Source organism: Pseudomonas sp. LS44, from assembly GCF_024730785.1.
Taxonomy (GTDB): domain Bacteria; phylum Pseudomonadota; class Gammaproteobacteria; order Pseudomonadales; family Pseudomonadaceae; genus Aquipseudomonas.
This window is the reverse complement of the sequence record NZ_CP102830.1, coordinates 2392064-2411876: the sequence shown is the minus strand read 5'-3', so window position 1 is coordinate 2411876 and position 19813 is coordinate 2392064. Positions and strand designations below refer to the sequence as shown.

The 19813-nt window shown below is 57.8% G+C and carries 12 protein-coding genes, 2 tRNA genes, 3 rRNA genes and 1 pseudogene; 9 read left to right on the top strand and 9 right to left on the bottom strand.

Annotated elements, in window-relative coordinates; translation table 11 throughout:
- Window positions 1–3: 3 nt before the first annotated feature.
- Entirely contained in the window at window positions 4–1071 is a 1068-nt protein-coding gene (locus tag NVV93_RS10685; protein WP_258250641.1) for an MBL fold metallo-hydrolase, read from the bottom strand.
- A gap of 820 nt (window positions 1072–1891) precedes the next feature.
- Between NVV93_RS10685 and NVV93_RS10680 the strand changes: the two genes are divergently transcribed.
- From NVV93_RS10680 to rrf, 5 genes are all read left to right on the top strand, one after another.
- A 16S ribosomal RNA gene (locus NVV93_RS10680) occupies window positions 1892–3428 on the top strand.
- 93 nt (window positions 3429–3521) lie between these two features.
- Window positions 3522–3598: transfer RNA gene (locus NVV93_RS10675), tRNA-Ile, on the top strand.
- 30 nt (window positions 3599–3628) lie between these two features.
- Window positions 3629–3704: transfer RNA gene (locus NVV93_RS10670), tRNA-Ala, on the top strand.
- Window positions 3705–3938: 234 nt separating this feature from the next.
- Window positions 3939–6829: ribosomal RNA gene (locus tag NVV93_RS10665) — 23S ribosomal RNA — on the top strand.
- Window positions 6830–6968: 139 nt separating this feature from the next.
- Window positions 6969–7084: ribosomal RNA gene (gene rrf, locus NVV93_RS10660) — 5S ribosomal RNA — on the top strand.
- Together the 16S, 23S and 5S rRNA genes with 2 tRNA genes alongside form the textbook arrangement of a ribosomal RNA operon.
- 352 nt (window positions 7085–7436) lie before the next feature.
- Here rrf and NVV93_RS10655 read toward each other — a convergent pair.
- Together NVV93_RS10655 and NVV93_RS10650 are read right to left on the bottom strand one after the other, a co-directional pair.
- Window positions 7437–8033: an NADPH-dependent FMN reductase gene (locus tag NVV93_RS10655; RefSeq protein WP_258250640.1), complete on the bottom strand. Its 597-nt coding sequence runs from the start codon at window positions 8031–8033 to the stop codon at window positions 7437–7439.
- 170 nt (window positions 8034–8203) lie between these two features.
- A pseudogene (locus NVV93_RS10650) lies at window positions 8204–8448 on the bottom strand (chemotaxis protein); the annotation flags it as partial.
- Between the two features lie 347 nt (window positions 8449–8795).
- Between NVV93_RS10650 and NVV93_RS10645 the strand changes: the two are divergent.
- Genes NVV93_RS10645 through NVV93_RS10630 form a run of 4 tightly spaced genes read left to right on the top strand, consistent with a single transcriptional unit; the run spans window position 8796 to window position 13467 of the window.
- A complete protein-coding gene (locus NVV93_RS10645) occupies window positions 8796–9257 on the top strand; it encodes a MarR family winged helix-turn-helix transcriptional regulator (RefSeq protein ID WP_258250639.1) in 462 nt (153 codons plus the stop codon).
- Window positions 9258–9292: 35 nt separating this feature from the next.
- Entirely contained in the window at window positions 9293–10720 is a 1428-nt protein-coding gene (locus tag NVV93_RS10640; RefSeq protein WP_309137372.1) for an efflux transporter outer membrane subunit, read from the top strand.
- 13 nt (window positions 10721–10733) lie between these two features.
- Window positions 10734–11912 carry an efflux RND transporter periplasmic adaptor subunit gene (locus NVV93_RS10635; RefSeq protein WP_258250637.1) on the top strand — a complete coding sequence of 393 codons (1179 nt, stop codon included), beginning with the start codon at window positions 10734–10736 and terminating at the stop codon, window positions 11910–11912.
- Window positions 11913–11925: 13 nt separating this feature from the next.
- Complete coding sequence (locus tag NVV93_RS10630; protein ID WP_258250636.1) at window positions 11926–13467, top strand: DHA2 family efflux MFS transporter permease subunit; 1542 nt, start codon at window positions 11926–11928, stop codon at window positions 13465–13467.
- 90 nt (window positions 13468–13557) lie between these two features.
- Here the strand turns inward: NVV93_RS10630 and nuoN are convergent, their stop codons facing one another.
- From nuoN to nuoI, 6 genes are read right to left on the bottom strand one after another with little or no spacing between them, the layout of a single operon-like run.
- Window positions 13558–15033, bottom strand: coding sequence for an NADH-quinone oxidoreductase subunit NuoN (nuoN, locus tag NVV93_RS10625; RefSeq protein ID WP_258250635.1), 1476 nt, complete (start codon window positions 15031–15033; stop codon window positions 13558–13560).
- Window positions 15034–15041: 8 nt separating this feature from the next.
- The gene (nuoM, locus tag NVV93_RS10620) at window positions 15042–16571 is read right to left on the bottom strand and encodes an NADH-quinone oxidoreductase subunit M (RefSeq protein ID WP_258250634.1); all 1530 of its coding nucleotides are present in this window, start codon (window positions 16569–16571) and stop codon (window positions 15042–15044) included.
- Window positions 16572–16586: 15 nt separating this feature from the next.
- Window positions 16587–18437 carry an NADH-quinone oxidoreductase subunit L gene (nuoL, locus tag NVV93_RS10615; protein ID WP_258250633.1) on the bottom strand — a complete coding sequence of 617 codons (1851 nt, stop codon included), beginning with the start codon at window positions 18435–18437 and terminating at the stop codon, window positions 16587–16589.
- Window positions 18434–18742 carry an NADH-quinone oxidoreductase subunit NuoK gene (gene nuoK, locus NVV93_RS10610; RefSeq protein WP_258254336.1) on the bottom strand — a complete coding sequence of 103 codons (309 nt, stop codon included), beginning with the start codon at window positions 18740–18742 and terminating at the stop codon, window positions 18434–18436. The genes nuoL and nuoK overlap by 4 nt, the downstream gene beginning before the upstream one ends.
- A complete protein-coding gene (gene nuoJ, locus NVV93_RS10605) occupies window positions 18742–19251 on the bottom strand; it encodes an NADH-quinone oxidoreductase subunit J (protein ID WP_258250632.1) in 510 nt (169 codons plus the stop codon). Before nuoJ ends, nuoK begins: the two co-directional genes overlap by 1 nt.
- 9 nt (window positions 19252–19260) lie before the next feature.
- On the bottom strand, window positions 19261–19809 hold the full coding sequence (gene nuoI / locus NVV93_RS10600) for an NADH-quinone oxidoreductase subunit NuoI (RefSeq protein WP_375162878.1): 549 nt from the start codon (window positions 19807–19809) through the stop codon (window positions 19261–19263).
- Window positions 19810–19813: the final 4 nt, after the last annotated feature.

Below are 19813 nucleotides of genomic sequence, written 5' to 3'. Positions count from 1 at the left end.
TGATCAGTCGGCGCTGATGGGCGCCGATTGCATTTGATACCAGACTGCGCCGTGCGCATCCTCGCTCGCCGTCACCTCGCCGCGCTGCACTAGATAGTTGAGATTGGCCAAGCTTTCGCCGGTGGCCAGCGGCAGCAGTTCATTGTCGATGCCTGCGGCGAACAACACCGAGAACACATCGACTGCACGTTTGGGGCCTTCCGCCAGCAACTCGCGCAAGCGGTCCAACGCCCGCAAGTGACCGTTCTTCAGGTGGTCGAGGCGGTCGTGCAGGCTGCGGAATGGCTCGCCATGCGCCGGCAGCACCAGTACATCGGCGGGAAGCTCCGCCTTGAGCTTATCCAGCGAATACATCCACTCGCCCATCGGGTCGGCTGCGGGCTCGGTCGGATGTACCGAGACGTTGGAGGAGATGCGCGGCAGTACTTGGTCGCCGGAGATCAGCACGTTCAATTCCGGGCAGTAGAAACACGCATGCTCGGGCGAATGCCCGGAGCCGACGACCACCTGCCATTGGTGCGCGCCAATGGTCAACCGCTGGCCATCGCGCAGGCGCTGATAGCTTTCCGGCAACGGCGAGACTTTCTTGCCGTAGCCACCGAAGCGGGCGCGGTAATGTTCTATCTGTTCGGCCGTCCAGCCGGCGCGCTGGTAAAAGCGCACGCCTTCGGGCGGCGCTTGACGGCCGGTATCAGCCACCAGGACTCGGCAATTCAGGTACTCGGTACGCGTCATCCACAGTTCGCAGGCGTAGGTGCGAGTCAACCAGCCGGCCATGCCGATGTGGTCGGGGTGCATGTGCGTGGCAAACACCCGAGTCGGGCCGTGTTCACCAAGTGGCGCGCCGACAGCGAACAGAGTTCGCCAGGCTTCTTCGGTTTGCGTGGTGTGCATGCCGGTATCGAAGATCGCCCAGCCTTCGCCATCCCGCACCGCCCATAGGTTGATGTGGTCCAGCGTGAGCGGCAGTGGCATGCGCAGCCACAGTACGCCGGGCGCTACCTCCAGAGCCGTGCCTGCCTCAGGGGGCTTGCCGCAGGGATACTGCAGCGCTTTACGTGTGGGCTTCATGGTGCGGTTTCCTTAACTTCTGGACCGCCCAAAGCAGTGGCGGTTGGATTCACAGTGCAAGGCAAGACGTTCATTCACCGGTCAAAGGCACCGCAGTTGATTCGCGGCCTCAGTCGAAGACGCCAAGAACAATGGCGGGCGGTCCCGAATTGCGTCAATGTCGCGATGGACATTTCCGAGGCGGGTCCTAAGGGCTGGGCTTCTCTACATGTATGCATATATAGGCGCACTATTCAGCAAACAACATCGAGTGATGTGGTTACTTTAGCCGGTGGCTGGTATGAATGAATTGAGGCTATTGCTCCTTCCTTTATATGCAGGAAGAAAATCTCAAAAAATATCTATTGACGTGTCGTTCTGCGGCCCTATAATGCGCACCACTTCTGGCGCAGTCATGATATAAAAGTTCTTGTTAATCAAAAGGTTAGCGTGAATTATCAGGGAGTGCTGAAGGGTTCGATCAGGATGGTCGAGGTAGTGAAAAGAGGTGGTTGACAGTGTCGAATGATGCTGTAAGATTCGCCTCCCGCTACCGAGATGCGAAATGCTGATTGGAAGCGCAAGCGGTTGAAGTAGAAAAGAAATTTTCGAAACTGCTTGACGGAATGAGGAGCTGCTGTAGAATGCGCGCCTCGGTTGAGACGAAAGACTTAACCAACTGCTCTTTAACAACTTGAATCAAGCAATTCGTGTGGGTGCTTGTGGAGTAAGACTGGTGGTCGAGATGATTATCAGCAACACAAGTAACACTCGTGAATTCGAGAGTTTATTTGCGATTGCTGAGCCAAGTTTAGGGTTTTCTCAAAACCCAAGCAGTATTGAACTGAAGAGTTTGATCATGGCTCAGATTGAACGCTGGCGGCAGGCCTAACACATGCAAGTCGAGCGGTAGAGGGGTGCTTGCACTCCTTGAGAGCGGCGGACGGGTGAGTAATGCCTAGGAATCTGCCTGTTAGTGGGGGATAACGTTCGGAAACGGACGCTAATACCGCATACGTCCTACGGGAGAAAGTGGGGGATCTTCGGACCTCACGCTAACAGATGAGCCTAGGTCGGATTAGCTAGTTGGTGAGGTAAAGGCTCACCAAGGCGACGATCCGTAACTGGTCTGAGAGGATGATCAGTCACACTGGAACTGAGACACGGTCCAGACTCCTACGGGAGGCAGCAGTGGGGAATATTGGACAATGGGCGAAAGCCTGATCCAGCCATGCCGCGTGTGTGAAGAAGGTCTTCGGATTGTAAAGCACTTTAAGTTGGGAGGAAGGGCATTAACCTAATACGTTAGTGTTTTGACGTTACCGACAGAATAAGCACCGGCTAACTTCGTGCCAGCAGCCGCGGTAATACGAAGGGTGCAAGCGTTAATCGGAATTACTGGGCGTAAAGCGCGCGTAGGTGGTTTGATAAGTTGGATGTGAAAGCCCTGGGCTCAACCTGGGAACTGCATCCAAAACTGTCTGACTAGAGTACGGTAGAGGGTGGTGGAATTTCCTGTGTAGCGGTGAAATGCGTAGATATAGGAAGGAACACCAGTGGCGAAGGCGACCACCTGGACTGATACTGACACTGAGGTGCGAAAGCGTGGGGAGCAAACAGGATTAGATACCCTGGTAGTCCACGCCGTAAACGATGTCGACTAGCCGTTGGGTTCCTTGAGAACTTAGTGGCGCAGCTAACGCATTAAGTCGACCGCCTGGGGAGTACGGCCGCAAGGTTAAAACTCAAATGAATTGACGGGGGCCCGCACAAGCGGTGGAGCATGTGGTTTAATTCGAAGCAACGCGAAGAACCTTACCTGGCCTTGACATCTACAGAACTTTCCAGAGATGGATTGGTGCCTTCGGGAACTGTAAGACAGGTGCTGCATGGCTGTCGTCAGCTCGTGTCGTGAGATGTTGGGTTAAGTCCCGTAACGAGCGCAACCCTTGTCCTTAGTTACCAGCACGTTATGGTGGGCACTCTAAGGAGACTGCCGGTGACAAACCGGAGGAAGGTGGGGATGACGTCAAGTCATCATGGCCCTTACGGCCAGGGCTACACACGTGCTACAATGGTCGGTACAGAGGGTTGCCAAGCCGCGAGGTGGAGCTAATCCCACAAAACCGATCGTAGTCCGGATCGCAGTCTGCAACTCGACTGCGTGAAGTCGGAATCGCTAGTAATCGTGAATCAGAATGTCACGGTGAATACGTTCCCGGGCCTTGTACACACCGCCCGTCACACCATGGGAGTGGGTTGCACCAGAAGTAGCTAGTCTAACCGCAAGGGGGACGGTTACCACGGTGTGATTCATGACTGGGGTGAAGTCGTAACAAGGTAGCCGTAGGGGAACCTGCGGCTGGATCACCTCCTTAATCGAAGACTTCAGCTTCTTCATAAGTTCCCACACGAATTGCTTGATTCACTTGCGAAAAGCGATTGGGTTTAGACCCGAGAGTGAGACGATTGGGTCTGTAGCTCAGTTGGTTAGAGCGCACCCCTGATAAGGGTGAGGTCGGCAGTTCGAATCTGCCCAGACCCACCAATTGTCAAGGGATGTGGCCGGTCATTAGATGGGGCCATAGCTCAGCTGGGAGAGCGCCTGCTTTGCACGCAGGAGGTCAGGAGTTCGATCCTCCTTGGCTCCACCATCCTCATGAAAATCGCTGAAAGCACAGAATTGAAGACTTATGAGTGAGTCTTGAATTCTGGTCTTTGCGCCAGAACTGTTCTTTAAAAATTTGGGTATGTGATAGAAGTAGACCAATTAGTCACTTTCACTGGTGGTTAATTGCGTCAAGGTAAAATTTGTGAGTTCAAGCGCAAATTTTCGGCGAATGTCGTCTTCACGTTTGAGACAGTAACCAGATTGCTTGGGGTTATATGGTCAAGTGAAGAAGCGCATACGGTGGATGCCTTGGCAGTCAGAGGCGATGAAAGACGTGGTAGCCTGCGATAAGCTTCGGGGAGTCGGCAAACAGACTTTGATCCGGAGATCTCTGAATGGGGGAACCCAGCCATCATAAGATGGTTATCTTGTACTGAATACATAGGTGCAAGAGGCGAACCAGGGGAACTGAAACATCTAAGTACCCTGAGGAAAAGAAATCAACCGAGATTCCCTTAGTAGTGGCGAGCGAACGGGGATTAGCCCTTAAGCTTCTTTGATTTTAGCGGAACGCTCTGGAAAGTGCGGCCATAGTGGGTGATAGCCCCGTACGCGAAAAGATCTTAGAAGTGAAATCGAGTAGGACGGAGCACGAGAAACTTTGTCTGAATATGGGGGGACCATCCTCCAAGGCTAAATACTACTGACTGACCGATAGTGAACTAGTACCGTGAGGGAAAGGCGAAAAGAACCCCGGAGAGGGGAGTGAAATAGATCCTGAAACCGTATGCGTACAAGCAGTGGGAGCCCACTTTGTTGGGTGACTGCGTACCTTTTGTATAATGGGTCAGCGACTTATATTCAGTGGCGAGCTTAACCGAATAGGGGAGGCGTAGCGAAAGCGAGTCTTAATAGGGCGTTTAGTCGCTGGGTATAGACCCGAAACCGGGCGATCTATCCATGGGCAGGTTGAAGGTTAGGTAACACTGACTGGAGGACCGAACCGACTACCGTTGAAAAGTTAGCGGATGACCTGTGGATCGGAGTGAAAGGCTAATCAAGCTCGGAGATAGCTGGTTCTCCTCGAAAGCTATTTAGGTAGCGCCTCGTGTATCACTGCTGGGGGTAGAGCACTGTTTCGGCTAGGGGGTCATCCCGACTTACCAAACCGATGCAAACTCCGAATACCAGCAAGTGTCAGCACGGGAGACACACGGCGGGTGCTAACGTCCGTCGTGAAAAGGGAAACAACCCAGACCGTCAGCTAAGGTCCCAAAGTTATGGTTAAGTGGGAAACGATGTGGGAAGGCTTAGACAGCTAGGAGGTTGGCTTAGAAGCAGCCACCCTTTAAAGAAAGCGTAATAGCTCACTAGTCGAGTCGGCCTGCGCGGAAGATGTAACGGGGCTCAAACCATACACCGAAGCTACGGGTTCATCTTAGGATGAGCGGTAGAGGAGCGTTCTGTAAGCCTGTGAAGGTGAGTTGAGAAGCTTGCTGGAGGTATCAGAAGTGCGAATGCTGACATGAGTAACGACAATGGGTGTGAAAAACACCCACGCCGAAAGACCAAGGGTTCCTGCGCAACGTTAATCGACGCAGGGTTAGTCGGTCCCTAAGGCGAGGCTGAAAAGCGTAGTCGATGGGAAACAGGTTAATATTCCTGTACTTCTAGTTACTGCGATGGAGGGACGGAGAAGGCTAGGCCAGCTTGGCGTTGGTTGTCCAAGTTTAAGGTTGTAGGCTGAGATCTTAGGTAAATCCGGGATCTTAAGGCTGAGAGCTGATGACGAGCGCTCTTTTAGAGCGTGAAGTGGTTGATGCCATGCTTCCAAGAAAAGCTTCTAAGCTTCAGGTAACTAGGAACCGTACCCCAAACCGACACAGGTGGTTGGGTAGAGAATACCAAGGCGCTTGAGAGAACTCGGGTGAAGGAACTAGGCAAAATGGCACCGTAACTTCGGGAGAAGGTGCGCCGGTGAGGGTGAAGGACTTGCTCCGTAAGCTCATGCCGGTCGAAGATACCAGGCCGCTGCGACTGTTTATTAAAAACACAGCACTCTGCAAACACGAAAGTGGACGTATAGGGTGTGACGCCTGCCCGGTGCCGGAAGGTTAATTGATGGGGTTAGCGCAAGCGAAGCTCTTGATCGAAGCCCCGGTAAACGGCGGCCGTAACTATAACGGTCCTAAGGTAGCGAAATTCCTTGTCGGGTAAGTTCCGACCTGCACGAATGGCGTAACGATGGCGGCGCTGTCTCCACCCGAGACTCAGTGAAATTGAAATCGCTGTGAAGATGCAGTGTATCCGCGGCTAGACGGAAAGACCCCGTGAACCTTTACTATAGCTTTGCACTGGACTTTGAATTTGCTTGTGTAGGATAGGTGGGAGGCTTTGAAGCGTGGACGCCAGTTCGCGTGGAGCCAATCTTGAAATACCACCCTGGCAACTTTGAGGTTCTAACTCTGGTCCGTTATCCGGATCGAGGACAGTGTATGGTGGGTAGTTTGACTGGGGCGGTCTCCTCCTAAAGAGTAACGGAGGAGTACGAAGGTGCGCTCAGACCGGTCGGAAATCGGTCGTAGAGTATAAAGGCAAAAGCGCGCTTGACTGCGAGACAGACACGTCGAGCAGGTACGAAAGTAGGTCTTAGTGATCCGGTGGTTCTGTATGGAAGGGCCATCGCTCAACGGATAAAAGGTACTCCGGGGATAACAGGCTGATACCGCCCAAGAGTTCATATCGACGGCGGTGTTTGGCACCTCGATGTCGGCTCATCACATCCTGGGGCTGAAGCCGGTCCCAAGGGTATGGCTGTTCGCCATTTAAAGTGGTACGCGAGCTGGGTTTAGAACGTCGTGAGACAGTTCGGTCCCTATCTGCCGTGGACGTTTGAGATTTGAGAGGGGCTGACCTTAGTACGAGAGGACCGGGTTGGACGAACCTCTGGTGTTCCGGTTGTCACGCCAGTGGCATTGCCGGGTAGCTACGTTCGGAAAAGATAACCGCTGAAAGCATCTAAGCGGGAAACTTGCCTCAAGATGAGATCTCACTGGAGCCTTGAGCTCCCTAAAGGGCCGTCGAAGACTACGACGTTGATAGGTTGGGTGTGTAAGCGCTGTGAGGCGTTGAGCTAACCAATACTAATTGCCCGTGAGGCTTGACCATATAACACCCAAACAATTTGCGTGTTAGACGTCGAAGCCGACAATAAACCGAAAATTTGCAAGAACTCGCAATACCGCCGCAAGGCTCTATCACACACCCATTCGGGATGGCGTCTAACCACGACATCCCAACCCAATTGCTTGACGACCATAGAGCGTCGGAACCACCTGATCCCATCCCGAACTCAGTAGTGAAACGACTCATCGCCGATGGTAGTGTGGGGTCTCCCCATGTGAGAGTAGGTCATCGTCAAGCTTCTATCCCAAACCCCCGATTCGCTCACGCGAATCGGGGGTTTGTCTTTGGGCCGAGGAAGCTCAGTGCTGTACTGGGGCAGATTTCACGCGGAAAAGTGGACAAATCGCAGTCCATGCTGCGAAGGCGCTTTCAGTTTGAGTTAAGTTGGAGCGGTTATCTTGTGGCTGTGAAACGGTCTCATAAGAAATGCTCGGATTCTCGAAGATTATCGGACTCGCGGATCAAGTTTATTGCGTGTTATAGCGGCATCGTTGCGCTGAGTCTTGCTCTGTGAAGTACAAGCACGTGATCTGCATCAGGATGAGGCGCTAAAGCTGCGGGCCGACGGCGTGTTACCGGCTCGATGAACTTACATGCCGTTAGCGAAGGCCGGCGTTGCCATATCGATGGAGTCGCGCACTGGCTTCAGCGCTTGGGCGTACTTGACCAAGACGTCCAAGGCGTAGTCGCAGCGCGCACGTAAGCGGCTGTCGTCCTCGCCTTCGGCCTCCAGGCTATTTAGAACCTTTTCTGCGTGCCTGACGATAAGGTGCTCAGGCAGGTAGCAAAGGCGGCAATTTTTGTAGCCGGACGAGCGTAGTTCGCTGATCGGATACGCACCGCCCACACCCGAAGAAACGCCGACCAACAGCCCTGGCTTGTGCGCCAATTCAGCCTTGCTCGCATATAGAAAGAAATTCTTCACCGCCGGACTGGCCATCCCGTGCCATTCCGGGGCGATGATGATCACTGCGTCGGCGGCATTCAGCTGCTCGGCATACTGATTCCAGGGGCCACTGTGCTCAGCCGGCCATAGGGGCAACGGGTTTTCGCCAAGATCGATGACGTTGCTCTGCGCCTCATTGGTATGGCGCAGATCGATTAAGCGTTGACGCAGGTAGCGGGCAATCTTGCCTGACTGGCTCTTCACGCGGCTGGAGCCAGCCACGACGGCGAAATTCAGCATGCTTGAAATCCTTTTAAATGGTGCGTGCACAGGTTAATGCTGCGTGCGCAAGTCGACAAATGTTGATGCGTCAGGCTGGTGGTCGAATGACGCCAGCGACTGTTTATGCCTGCGCCAGAGCGACTGCAGGCGAAGATCGGCAACCATGATTGCCGATCATTGGCAGCAAACTATACGCGGAACTGATTCAGCAAACCCTGCTGGTGGGCGATCAAATAGTCGAGCGAGTGGCTGATCTGCGCAGATTCATCGGCTTGTCCGCAAAGCGACTCGGTGACATCGCGAATTGACGCCATATTGCGGCCGATTGCCTCGGCTACGGCACTTTGTTCCTCGGCCGCGCTGGCGATTTTCAGGTTCATGTAATGGCCGATACCGCGTCCTCATTCCGGCGTAGCGCCGCGACGGCCAGTTCGGCGTGGTCGAAGCTGCTTTGCGATGGCTGTTGCCAAGGTCTCGAGGGATAAAGGCCGGCCAGCAGAGTGATTTTCCACTGGATGGAGAGGCGATTGAGCATGTGGATACACCTATCGATCGAGTTACAGGCCTGCTATTGGCACCATTCGAGGACTCTTAATTCCCCACCCACCGAGCTGCCGGTAGAGGTCTGATGATTAAAATTTGCTCGGTTGTAGGCGGATTCGACCGATAGGTGGATTCGCAACAGACTGTCGCGCTAACGCAACAAAGGATTTATTGCTAATTGCTGCTTAGGCAGTATCATCTCTGAAAATTACTGCCTAGACAGATATTAGCCAGATCATGAACCACTATAGTTCGTCCGATTATCCCTTCAGTAAATCCATCGGGCATTACCTGAACCGAGCCGATTTGCTCAAGAACCATCTGTTGGATCACTACCTGGCTCCGCTCGATATCAGCGCGGCGCAGTGCAGGGTGCTGATCTATATCGGTTACGAGAAGGCCAATACACCGGCCGAATTGTGCCGCGAGCTGTCGATCGATAGCGGCTCGATGACGCGCATGCTCGATCGTCTCGAAAACAAGGGATTGCTCGTGCGGAGCCCGTGCCCGCAGGATCGCCGTCGCGTGCGTCTCGCGCTTAGCGCTGAGGGGCAGTTGATCTGCGAGCAGACCCCCCAATTGATTGCCAACGCGATGAACGATTTGGCTAGCGGCCTCAGCCATGACGAGCTGGTCTGCTTGAACGGTTTGCTGGAAAAAATGCTGCTACCGCACCAAACGGTAGCAGCGGGGGAATGACGGGGATGATCGGCCTTAAGCAATTTGGACATACCATGCTGGCCAGTTCGCTGCTCCTGCTCGGTGCTTGTGTCAGCTCGGATGGGCTGGAGCCACAGGGCAAGATCTTGAACAGTGCCGACTTACAGGCTCGGCAAACGTTGACTGGCGTTACTCTTTCGGCGGCGGCATGGCCACGCCAGGATTGGTGGCAGACGCTCGGCGATCCGAGTTTGAATGCGCTCATCGAACAAGCGTTGCGGGACACCCCTGATCTGCAAATCGCCGATGCCCGTGCTCGCCAGGCCAACGCTCAGGCGCTGGCCGAAGATGCCGCGCGGTTGCCTAGCGTCAATGCCAATGCCGCTTATTCCGGTGCTCGTCTGCCGGAGGGTCTGGTGCCGGGCGGTGACTACGCCGGCATCAAATACCTGTCGCTGGGATTTAATTATGACGTTGACCTGTGGGGTGGCCAGCGTGCCGCCTGGGAAGCGGCGCTCGGGCAGGCTCGGGCAGCTGAAGTCGACCGTCAGGCAGCACGTCTGAATCTGTCGGCCAGTGTGGCGCGCGCCTATAGCCAGCTCGGCTATGCCTTCATCGAGCGCGATCTGGCCAACGAGGAGCTGCAGCGTGCCGAGCATCTGGTCAAGCTCAGTCAGCAGCGTATGGATGCCGGGCTGGACAGCAAGGTGCAGCTGCAGCAAAGCCAGACACTACAGGCCAGTGCGCAGCAACAACTGGCGGCAGCAGAGCAGCGGATCGACAGTGATCGCATCGCCTTGGCAGTGCTGCTCGGCCAAGGCCCGGATCGCGGTCAACAAATCGCCCGGCCGCAGATTCTCCAGCCTGTCGCGCTGGCGTTACCCTCCAACTTGCCGGCCGAGCTGCTTGGTCGGCGCCCCGATGTGATTGCTGCACGCTGGCGGGTAGAGGCGGCAAGCAAGGACATTCAATCGGCTAAAACCAGCTTTTATCCGAACCTCAACTTGAGTGCGATGGCGGGTCTGGCGGCTGGACACTTCGATGAGATGTTTCGCGGTTCGAGTCGCTTCTATCAAGTCGCTCCGGCAATTTCGCTGCCGATCTTCGATGGTGGCCGTCTGCGTGCCAACTTGGCCGGGATCAATGCCGATTACGATCTGGCCGTCGCCCAGTACAACAAAACCGTGATCGCTGCGCTGGGGGAGGTGAGCGACAACCTCAGCCAGCTGCGCTCGATGCAGCTGCGAATCGGGGCCCAGCAGCAGGCTCGCGACATCGCCAAGTCAAACTTCGCATTGGCCACCCGGCGTTATGGCGAAGGTATCGGCAACTATCTCGACGTGCTCAGCGTCGAGCAGCAACTGCTAGTCAGCGAACGCCTGCTTGCCGAGCTCAATGCAATGCAACTCGACACCTCCGTACGCCTGGTTCAGGCCCTCGGTGGTGGTTTCCAACTCGATCAAAATGCGCTCGCCCAAGTGGCGCGCCCAGCTGCTGAATAACTGAGGCCAATACATGAGCACGCAAGAAATCTCCCCAAGCAACCCGCGTCGTAAACGCCTGCTGCTGTTGTTGTTAGTGGTGGTCGTCCTCGGTGGCCTGGCCAGTCTGTTCTGGGAGCTGTTGTTTGCGGGGCGGAGCGAGCACACTGACAACGCCTACATCGGTGGCAACGTGGTGCAGATCACCCCACAACTGCTGGGTACGGTGGTCAGCATCGGCGCCGACGACGGCGATCTGGTCGAGGCCGGACAGGTGCTGGTGAAGTTTGATCCCAGCGATGCCGAAATCAGCGTGCAGGAAGCCGAGGCCAACTTGGCTCGCAGTGTTCGCCAAGTGCGTGGGCTTTTCAGTAATGTCGATGGCCTGAAAGCGGACATGGCGGCGCGGAAGGTTTCTCTGGAGAAGGCCAAGGCCGACTTCGCTCGGCGTAAGAATCTGGCCCAGGACGGTGCGATTTCCCGCGAGGAGTTGGCCCACGCGCAGGACGCGTTGGATGGCGCGCAAAGTGCGCTGATCAGTGCCGAGCAGCATCTAAAAACCAATCGTGCGCTGATCGACGATACTCAGATCGGCTCGCATCCGGACGTCAAAGCGGCCTCCGCCAAGCTGCGCCAAGCCTATCTGGACGAGGCCCGCACGACCATCGTCGCGCCGGTCCGCGGTTATGTAGCCAAGCGCACCGTGCAACTCGGACAGCGTGTGCAGCCGGGGGTTCCACTGATGGCTGTGATCCCGCTCGACGAGGTGTGGATCGATGCGAATTTCAAAGAAACCCAGCTTAAGAAGATGCGCATCGGTCAGCCGGTCGAAATCGAATCGGATCTGTATGGCAGCGAAGTGAAGTTCACCGGTAGCGTCGACAGTCTTGGTGTCGGCACGGGCAGTGCGTTTTCACTGCTGCCAGCGCAAAACGCCAGCGGCAACTGGATCAAGATCGTGCAGCGGGTACCGGTGCGCATTCGTATCAACCCCAGCGATCTGGCCGCACATCCGCTGCGTATTGGCTTGTCGATGAAGGTCAAGGTCGATCTACGCGACCAGAGTGGTCCAGCCCTCGCGCTGCAACCGCCGAAGCGGGCTCTGCTGGCCACTGAGGTATACCAGCAGCAACTGACTGCGGCGGACCAGATGATCGAGCACATCATTCATGCCAATGGCCCGCAGGCCGGCAACAAGACGGCCCAGCGCTAAGGGTCCGATGGTGATGATTGATCAGAACAAGGCGAGCTTCACTCCGCCGAACCTAGTGCTGGCGACCATCGGTCTGTCGCTGGTGACTTTTATGCAGGTGCTCGACACCACCATCGCCAACGTTTCGTTACCGACTATCTCCGGCAACCTGGGCGCCAGTACAGAGCAGGGCACTTGGGTGATCACCTCGTTCGCGGTGAGCACCGCGGTTGCCTTGCCATTGACCGGTTGGATGAGCCGCCGCTTCGGCGAAATGCGCTTGTTCATCGCTGCCACGTTGTTGTTCATGTTGGCTTCGTTCCTGTGCGGGATCGCTCAGTCAATGAACAGCCTGGTGGGCTTCCGCGCCTTACAGGGATTCGTCGCCGGGCCGCTGTATCCGATTACCCAGGCGCTGCTGTTGTCGATTTATCCGCCGGCCAAGCGCGGCATGGCGTTATCGTTGTTGGCCATGGTCACGGTGGTCGCACCCATTGCCGGGCCGCTCCTGGGTGGCTGGATCACCGACCAGTACAGCTGGCCATGGATCTTCTTCATCAACTTGCCAATTGGCTTGTTCGCCGTCTTAGTGGTGTATCAGCAGTTGGGTAAACGCCCGGAGACACTGAAGAAAGAACCGATGGACTACGTCGGTCTGGTGACCTTGGTGATAGGGGTCGGCGCTCTGCAGATAGTGCTGGATAAAGGCAACGAACTGGATTGGTTCGAGTCCACTTTCATCATTGCGGGCAGCGTAGTCGCGTTGATCTCGCTAGCGTTCTTCCTGATTTGGGAGCTCACCGAGCGCCACCCGATCGTCAATCTACGTCTGTTCCGCTACCGTAATTACAGCGCCGGTACGTTGGCGATGGTCGGCGGTTACGGGGCGTTCATGGGGATCAGCTTGCTGCTGCCCCAATGGCTGCAAACGCAGATGGGCTATACCGCTACCTGGGCGGGGATGGCCGCGGCGCCGATTGGCATTGTGCCGGTTCTGCTCGCACCGATCATGGGCCGTTATGCTCACAAGTTCGATCTGCGCGTACTGGCCTCCGTAGCGTTTCTGGCGATGGGTATCAGCTGCTTCATGCGCGCCAGCTTCACCACGGACGTCGACTATTTGCACGTGGCCTTGGTGCAGTTGTTCATGGGTATCGGTGTGGCGATGTTCTTTATGCCGATTTTCAGCATTCTGCTATCTGAATTGCCCCAGAACCAGATCGCCGATGGCTCCGGATTGGCGACGTTCTTGCGGACCCTGGCTGGTAGCTTCGCGGCGTCGCTGACTACCTGGATCTGGGTGCGCCGTGCCGACCAGCATCACGCCCATTTGACTGAACATGTGAGTGTGTATGAGCCGACTACCCAAGAGACGTTGGCGCAGATGGGAGGTATAACTCAGCAAAATGCAGCCTCGCTGGATCATATGATTACGAGCCAGGCGTACATGATGTCGACCATCGATTACTTCACCTTGGCCGGTTGGGTCTGCCTAGGCCTGATCGCTCTGATCTGGCTGGCCAAACCACCGTTTGTGGCCAAGGCAGCAGCTGGCGCGGCAAGCACCGCGCATTGAGTGTTGAGCCACGCCTCTAGCCTCAAGCCGCTATTCGCAGGCCACAAAAAACCCGGCATAGGCCGGGTTTTTTGTGGTCGCTCCGAAGACTCAGCTGGCCAACGCCAAACCTGCGTGTTGGACCAGATCGAGCAGTGGTTGCGGGTAGACACCCAAGACGAAGGCCAGCAGCGCGACCAGTAGCAACATGATGCCGCCGGTTCGTTGCGCCCAGTGCAGCGGTGCATCGTGGCGGTGCAGGTTGGGTTCGACCAGGAACAGCGCGACCATCACCCGCAGGTAATAGAACACCCCGATAGCGCTGCCGATGACCAGCGCGGCCAGCAACCACCACTGCTGGGACTGCACGCCGACGGCGATTACATAGAACTTACCGATAAAGCCGGCGGTGAGCGGAATACCGGCCAGCGACAGCATCATTACGGTCAGCACGGCAGTCAGGTACGGACGGCGCCAGAACAGGCCGCGGTACTCGTACAGCGCATCGCAATCGCGGCCGCTGTAAGGCGTGGACATCAGGGTAATCACCCCGAATGCGCCCAGGCTGGTCAGTACATAGGTCGCCAGGTATACGCCGATGGCTTCGACAGCCAAGCCTTTGCTGGCAATCACGGCGATTAGCAGGTAACCGAAATGGGCAATCGATGAGTAGCCCAGCAGGCGCTTGAGGTTGCTCTGGATCAGCGCGAGCAGGTTGCCGACCAGGATCGAGGCGACCGCGATTACCGACAGCACGACGTTCAGCAGGCCTTCGTTGGCTGCTGGCGAGAGTTGGAACAGACGGAGCAATACGGCAAATACCGCGACCTTGCTGGCCGTGGCGAGGAACGCGGCGACCGGTGCGGGCGCGCCTTCGTATACATCCGGGGTCCACAGATGGAAGGGAACCAGCGACAGTTTGAACGCCAGGCCGACCAGCATCATGCCAATGCCCAGCTGCGCCAGGGCGCTTTGCAGGCCAGTGCTCGCCAGTTTGGCGCCGATGCCGCTGAAGCTCATGGTGCCCGCGTCGGCATACAGCAGTGCCATACCGAATAGCAGGAACGCCGAACCAGCGGCGGACAGCACCATGTATTTGATGCCGGCTTCCAACGAGCGCTTGTTGAAGAAGGCATAAGCCACCATGCCGTACACCGGTACCGACAGTAGCTCGAGACCGATGAACAGGCCGGCCAGGTGCTGGGCGCTGACCAGCACAATGCCACCGGCCGCCGCCAACAGAATCAGCAGGTACAGTTCTTCACGGTTGCCTGGGTAACCTTTTCCGGCCTGATTTTCACCGAGATAGGCATGCGCGAGAGTTACGCAGGCGAGGGTGGCGACCAGGATTAGCGCGGTATAGAAGCCCGCGTAGTTGTCTACCAGGAGTAGGTCGGTGACTGCCAACGGAGTGACCTGCAGCGCCGGGATGATCGACAGCAAGGCCAGGTTCAGGCCGGCCACCGACAGCACGAAGGTCAGTGTGTGGCTGCGTCGCCAGGCGATGCCGAGCATGACCACCACCAGAGTGGCACTGGTGACCAGCAGCGGCAGCAGGGCGATGAAGTGTTGAGTGGTGAATTCCATAGCGCTACTTACCGGGCCGAAGCGAGTTGAGTGAAGGCGGAGCCGAGCCACTGCTGCACGCCGTGCATGCTGGCGGCTGAGGTGTCGAGCACCGGCTGCGGATAGACGCCCAGGAGGATCAACAGCACGGCCAAACCAACGACCATGCCCATCTCGCGGGCTTGCAAGCCGAACAGCGGGCTATCGCTCTTGGACGGGCCGAAGTAGGCGCGGTGAATCATGATCAGCGCGTACACCGAACCCAACACCAGACCGGTCGAGGCTAGTACGGTGATCCACGGCGCGCCCTGGAAGCTGCCGACCAGAATCAGGAATTCACCGACAAAGTTGCCGGTGCCCGGCAAACCGAGCGCGGCGGCGGCGAAGAACAGGCTGAGGGCTGGCAGGTAAGGCAGGCGCGCCCAGATACCGCCCATCTCGCGCATGTCACGGGTATGCACACGCTCGTAGAGCTGACCGCAGATGATGAACAGTGCCGCTGCCGACAAGCCGTGAGCGATCATCTGCACGACCGCGCCTTGCAGGGCGATCTGGCTGCCGGAGTAGATGGCGATCAGCACGAAGCCCATGTGCGAGACGCTCGAGTAGGCCACCAAACGCTTGATGTCGGTCTGCGCGAACGACAGCAACGCGCCATAGACGATGGCGAATACGCCCAGCCACTGGGCAATCGGCGCGAATTCGGCCGATGCATTCGGGAACAGCGGCAGGGCGAAGCGGATCATGCCGTAGGCGGCGGTTTTCAGCAGAATCCCGGCGAGGTCGACGGAACCGGCGGTCGGCGCCTGGGCATGGGCGTCCGGCAGCCAGGAGTGGAAGGGCACCACCGGGAATTTCACGGCGAAGGCGATGAAGAAGCCGAGCATCAGCAGGTATTCGGTGCGCGGCGCCATTTCGGTCTTCAGCAGTTCGGCGTAACTGAACGTCAGCATGCCGGTCTGGCTGTAGTGGACGAACACCAGCGCGAGGATCGCCACCAGCATGGTCAGGCCGCTGGCCTGGGTGTAGATGAAGAACTTGGTCGCCGCGTTGATCCGCGACTTGCCCTTGCTGCCGCTGTGACCCCAGAGCGCGATGAGGAAATACATCGGCACCAGCATCATTTCCCAGAAGAAGAAGAACAGGAACAGGTCGACGGCCAGGAACACACCGACCACGCCGCCGAGAATCCACAGCAGGTTGAGGTGGAAGAAGCCGACTCGGGTCTGGATCTCGTTCCACGAGCAGAGCACCGAGAGCACGCCGAGCAGGCCGGTGAGGCTGATCATCAGCACCGACAGGCCGTCCAGTGCCAGGTGCACGCTGATGCCGAAGCGCTCGATCCATGGCACTTGGAATTCGGCCGCCCACTGCGGTGCAGCGCCGGGCGCCGGGGCCTGACTGAAATCGCCGGTCGCCCACAGCCACAGGCCGAGGCCGAACAGCAGGCACATGCTCAGCAGCGCGATCCAGCGTGGCAGCGTGGTGCCGAAGCGCTCGCCTTGCCAGCACAGCAGGCCGCCGATAAAGGGAATCAGGATTAGCCAAGGCAGAATCATGACGGGCTGTATTCCTTAATTCAGAATCAAAAGAGTGGCGAGCAGCAGCACGGCGCCACCGACGATGGAGACGGCGTACCAGCGCAGATTGCCGGTTTGCGTGCGACTCATGGCGTAGTGCCCGCCGCGCACCAGGCGCGGAAGCGTGCCGATGCTGCGGTCGATTGGATCGCGGCTGAGCAGACGTGTCACCAGCATGTACGGTTGCACGAACAGCTTGTCGTAGAGCCAGTCGAAGCCCCAGGCAGCGAACCACCAGGCCGACAGGAAACGCCCCAGCGCACTGTTGGCAATCGCGCTGACTAGCGTGCGCTTACCAAGGAACAGCAAGGCCGCGAGCAGGATGCCGGCGATGGCGATGGCGCCTGAGGCGATTTCCAGGCTGTGCTTGGCTTCGCCGCCGGCATGCCCAGCGCTTTGCGGCAGCACGCCGGCCAGCGGCGGGGTGATCAAGGCGCCAATGAACGTCGACAGCACGATCAGGGTGATCAGCGGCAACCAGTGAGTAATGCCGTGGCCGGCATGCGCCTCGCTTTTGGCTTCGCCATGGAAGGCGATGAAGATCAGCCGGAAGGTGTACAGCGAGGTCATGAAGGCGCCCAGCAGACCGGCATAGAGCAGCGTCTGATGACCGCTGGCGAAGGCTTCCCAAAGGATCTCATCCTTCGAATAGAAGCCAGCAGTGACCAGAGGCAGGGCGGCCAAGGCGGCGCCACCGACGATGAAGCTCGCATAGGCCAGCGGCAGCTTTTTCCACAGGCCGCCCATCTTGAAGATGTTCTGCTCGTGGTGGCAGGCGACGATCACCGCACCGGAAGCGAGGAACAGCAGCGCCTTGAAGAAGGCGTGGGTCATCAGGTGGAAGATCGCGCCTTCCCAGGCACCCACGCCCAGGGCGAGAAACATGTAGCCGATCTGGCTCATGGTCGAGTAGGCGAGGATGCGCTTGATGTCGGTCTGCACCAGGGCGGCGAAGCCGGCCAGGACCAGAGTTACGCCGCCGACGATGCCGACCAGTTCCAGCACGTCTGGTGCGAGGGCGAACAGGCCATGGGTACGGGCGATCAGGTAGACGCCGGCGGTGACCATGGTCGCCGCGTGGATCAGCGCCGAGACCGGAGTTGGGCCGGCCATGGCGTCGGCCAGCCAGGTCTGCAGCGGCAGCTGGGCGGACTTGCCGACCGCGCCGCCGAGCAGCATCAGGGCCGCCAGCTGCATCCAGAAGTCACCGACGGCGAACTTCTGCGGCGCCAGCACCAGCAGTTCCTGAATGTTCAGGGTGCCGAGCTGGGCGAACAGGATGAACAGGCCGATGGCCATGAATACATCGCCGACACGGGTGACGATGAAGGCCTTGAGCGCCGCGTTACCGTTGGGTATGTGCTGGTAGTAGTGACCGATCAGCAGGTAACTGCACAGGCCCACGCCTTCCCAACCGAAGTAGAGGAACAGCAGGTTATCGCCGAGCACCAGGAACAGCATGCTGGCGATGAACAGGTTGGTATAGGCGAAGAAACGCGAGTAACCCTCTTCACCACGCATGTACCAGGAGGCGAACAGGTGGATCAGGAAACCGACGCCGGTGACCACGCCGAGCATGGTCAGCGACAGGCCGTCCAGGTGCAGGGTGAAGCTGGGACGGAAGCCTTCCACCGCCATCCACTGCCAGAGCACCTGGGTGTACACGCCGCTTTCCGGCGGATTGACGTTGAACCGCCAGATGAGCCAGGCAGTGACCAGGGCGGACAGGCCGACCGAACCGACGCCGATCAGGGCCGCGAGGTTTTCCGAGAAACGTCCACGGGAGAAGGCCAGGATCAGCCAGCCGAGCAGGGGGAACAGGCAAGTCAGGAATAGAAGATTCATCCGCGCATCTCGCTGGCAGCGTCGATATCGAGGGTGTGGAAGCGGCGATACAGCTGCAGCAGGATCGCCAGGCCAATGCTGGCTTCCGCGGCGGCCAAGGTGATGACTAGGATGAACATCACCTGACCATCCGGCTGCGCCCAACGGCTGCCGGCGACGACGAAGGCCAGTGCGGCGGCGTTCATCATGATTTCCAGGCTCATCAGCACGAACAGAATATTGCGCCGCACCATCAGGCCGACCAGGCCGAGGCAGAACAGCACGCCGGCAACGGCCAGGCCGTGCTCTAGGGGAATAGAGTTGATCATGATGGTTCCTTCGCCTCGTGACGGCCGAGGTGGTAGGCAGCGACCAGTGCTGCGAGCAGCAACATGGAGGCCAGCTCGACGACTAGCAGATAAGGCCCGAACAGGCTGATACCGACGGCCTTGGCATCCACCGTGACCTGGCCCAGGGGGGCGCCGGTAAAGGCCTGACCAAACAGCACATATAGCAGCTCGGCCAACAGCAGCAGCGACAGTGCAGCCGGGCCAGCCCAGATTCCGGGCTTCAGCCAGCTACGTTCCTGCTCGACGATGGCCGGGCCAAGGTTGAGCATCATCACCACGAAGACGAACAGCACCATGATCGCGCCGGCGTAGACGATGATCTCCAGCGCGCCGGCGAACGGCGCGCCGAGGCTGAAGAAGCACATGGCTACCGCCAGCAGGGAGATGATCAGGTAGAGCAGGGCATGTACGGGGTTGCTGTTGGTGATCACCCGCAGCGTGGATACCACCGCAATGCCAGCAGCGAAATAGAAAGCGAATTCCATTATTCGTCCTTAAGGCAGCAGGCTTTTCACGTTGATCGGCTCGGCTTCATTCTGCGCGGCGCCTTTCGGCTTACCGGCGATGGCCATACCGGCAACGCGATAGAAGTTGTAATCCGGATTCTTGCCCGGGCCGGAAATCAGCAGATCTTCCTTCTCATACACCAGGTCCTGGCGCTTGAACTCGGCCATTTCGAAATCCGGAGTCAGCTGGATCGCGGTGGTCGGACAGGCTTCCTCGCACAAGCCGCAGAAGATGCAGCGCGAGAAGTTGATACGGAAAAATTCCGGATACCAGCGACCGTCCTCGGTCTCGGCCTTTTGCAGGGAAATGCAGCCAACCGGGCAGGCCACTGCGCAGAGGTTGCAGGCCACGCAGCGCTCTTCGCCGTCGGGGTCGCGGGTCAGGACGATCCGGCCACGGTAGCGCGGCGGCAGGTACACCGGCTCTTCTGGATATTGCAGGGTGTCGCGCTTGCGAAAGGCGTGGCCAAAAACCATCACCAGGCTGCGTAGCTGGGTGTAGGTGCCATGCACGATGTGCAAAATTTCTTTGATCATGGTC

Coding starts and splice junctions, on each gene's coding strand:
- NVV93_RS10655 (WP_258250640.1), bottom strand. CDS start 8,033: ATGCTGAATTTCGCCGTCGTGGCTGGCTCCAGCCGCGTGAAGAGCCAG.
- NVV93_RS10685 (WP_258250641.1), bottom strand. CDS start 1,071: ATGAAGCCCACACGTAAAGCGCTGCAGTATCCCTGCGGCAAGCCCCCT.
- nuoI (WP_375162878.1), bottom strand. CDS start 19,809: ATGATCAAAGAAATTTTGCACATCGTGCATGGCACCTACACCCAGCTA.
- nuoM (WP_258250634.1), bottom strand. CDS start 16,571: ATGATTCTGCCTTGGCTAATCCTGATTCCCTTTATCGGCGGCCTGCTG.
- nuoN (WP_258250635.1), bottom strand. CDS start 15,033: ATGGAATTCACCACTCAACACTTCATCGCCCTGCTGCCGCTGCTGGTC.
- nuoJ (WP_258250632.1), bottom strand. CDS start 19,251: ATGGAATTCGCTTTCTATTTCGCTGCTGGCATTGCGGTGGTATCCACG.
- nuoL (WP_258250633.1), bottom strand. CDS start 18,437: ATGAATCTTCTATTCCTGACTTGCCTGTTCCCCCTGCTCGGCTGGCTG.
- NVV93_RS10645 (WP_258250639.1), top strand. CDS start 8,796: ATGAACCACTATAGTTCGTCCGATTATCCCTTCAGTAAATCCATCGGG.
- NVV93_RS10630 (WP_258250636.1), top strand. CDS start 11,926: ATGATTGATCAGAACAAGGCGAGCTTCACTCCGCCGAACCTAGTGCTG.
- NVV93_RS10635 (WP_258250637.1), top strand. CDS start 10,734: ATGAGCACGCAAGAAATCTCCCCAAGCAACCCGCGTCGTAAACGCCTG.
- NVV93_RS10640 (WP_309137372.1), top strand. CDS start 9,293: ATGCTGGCCAGTTCGCTGCTCCTGCTCGGTGCTTGTGTCAGCTCGGAT.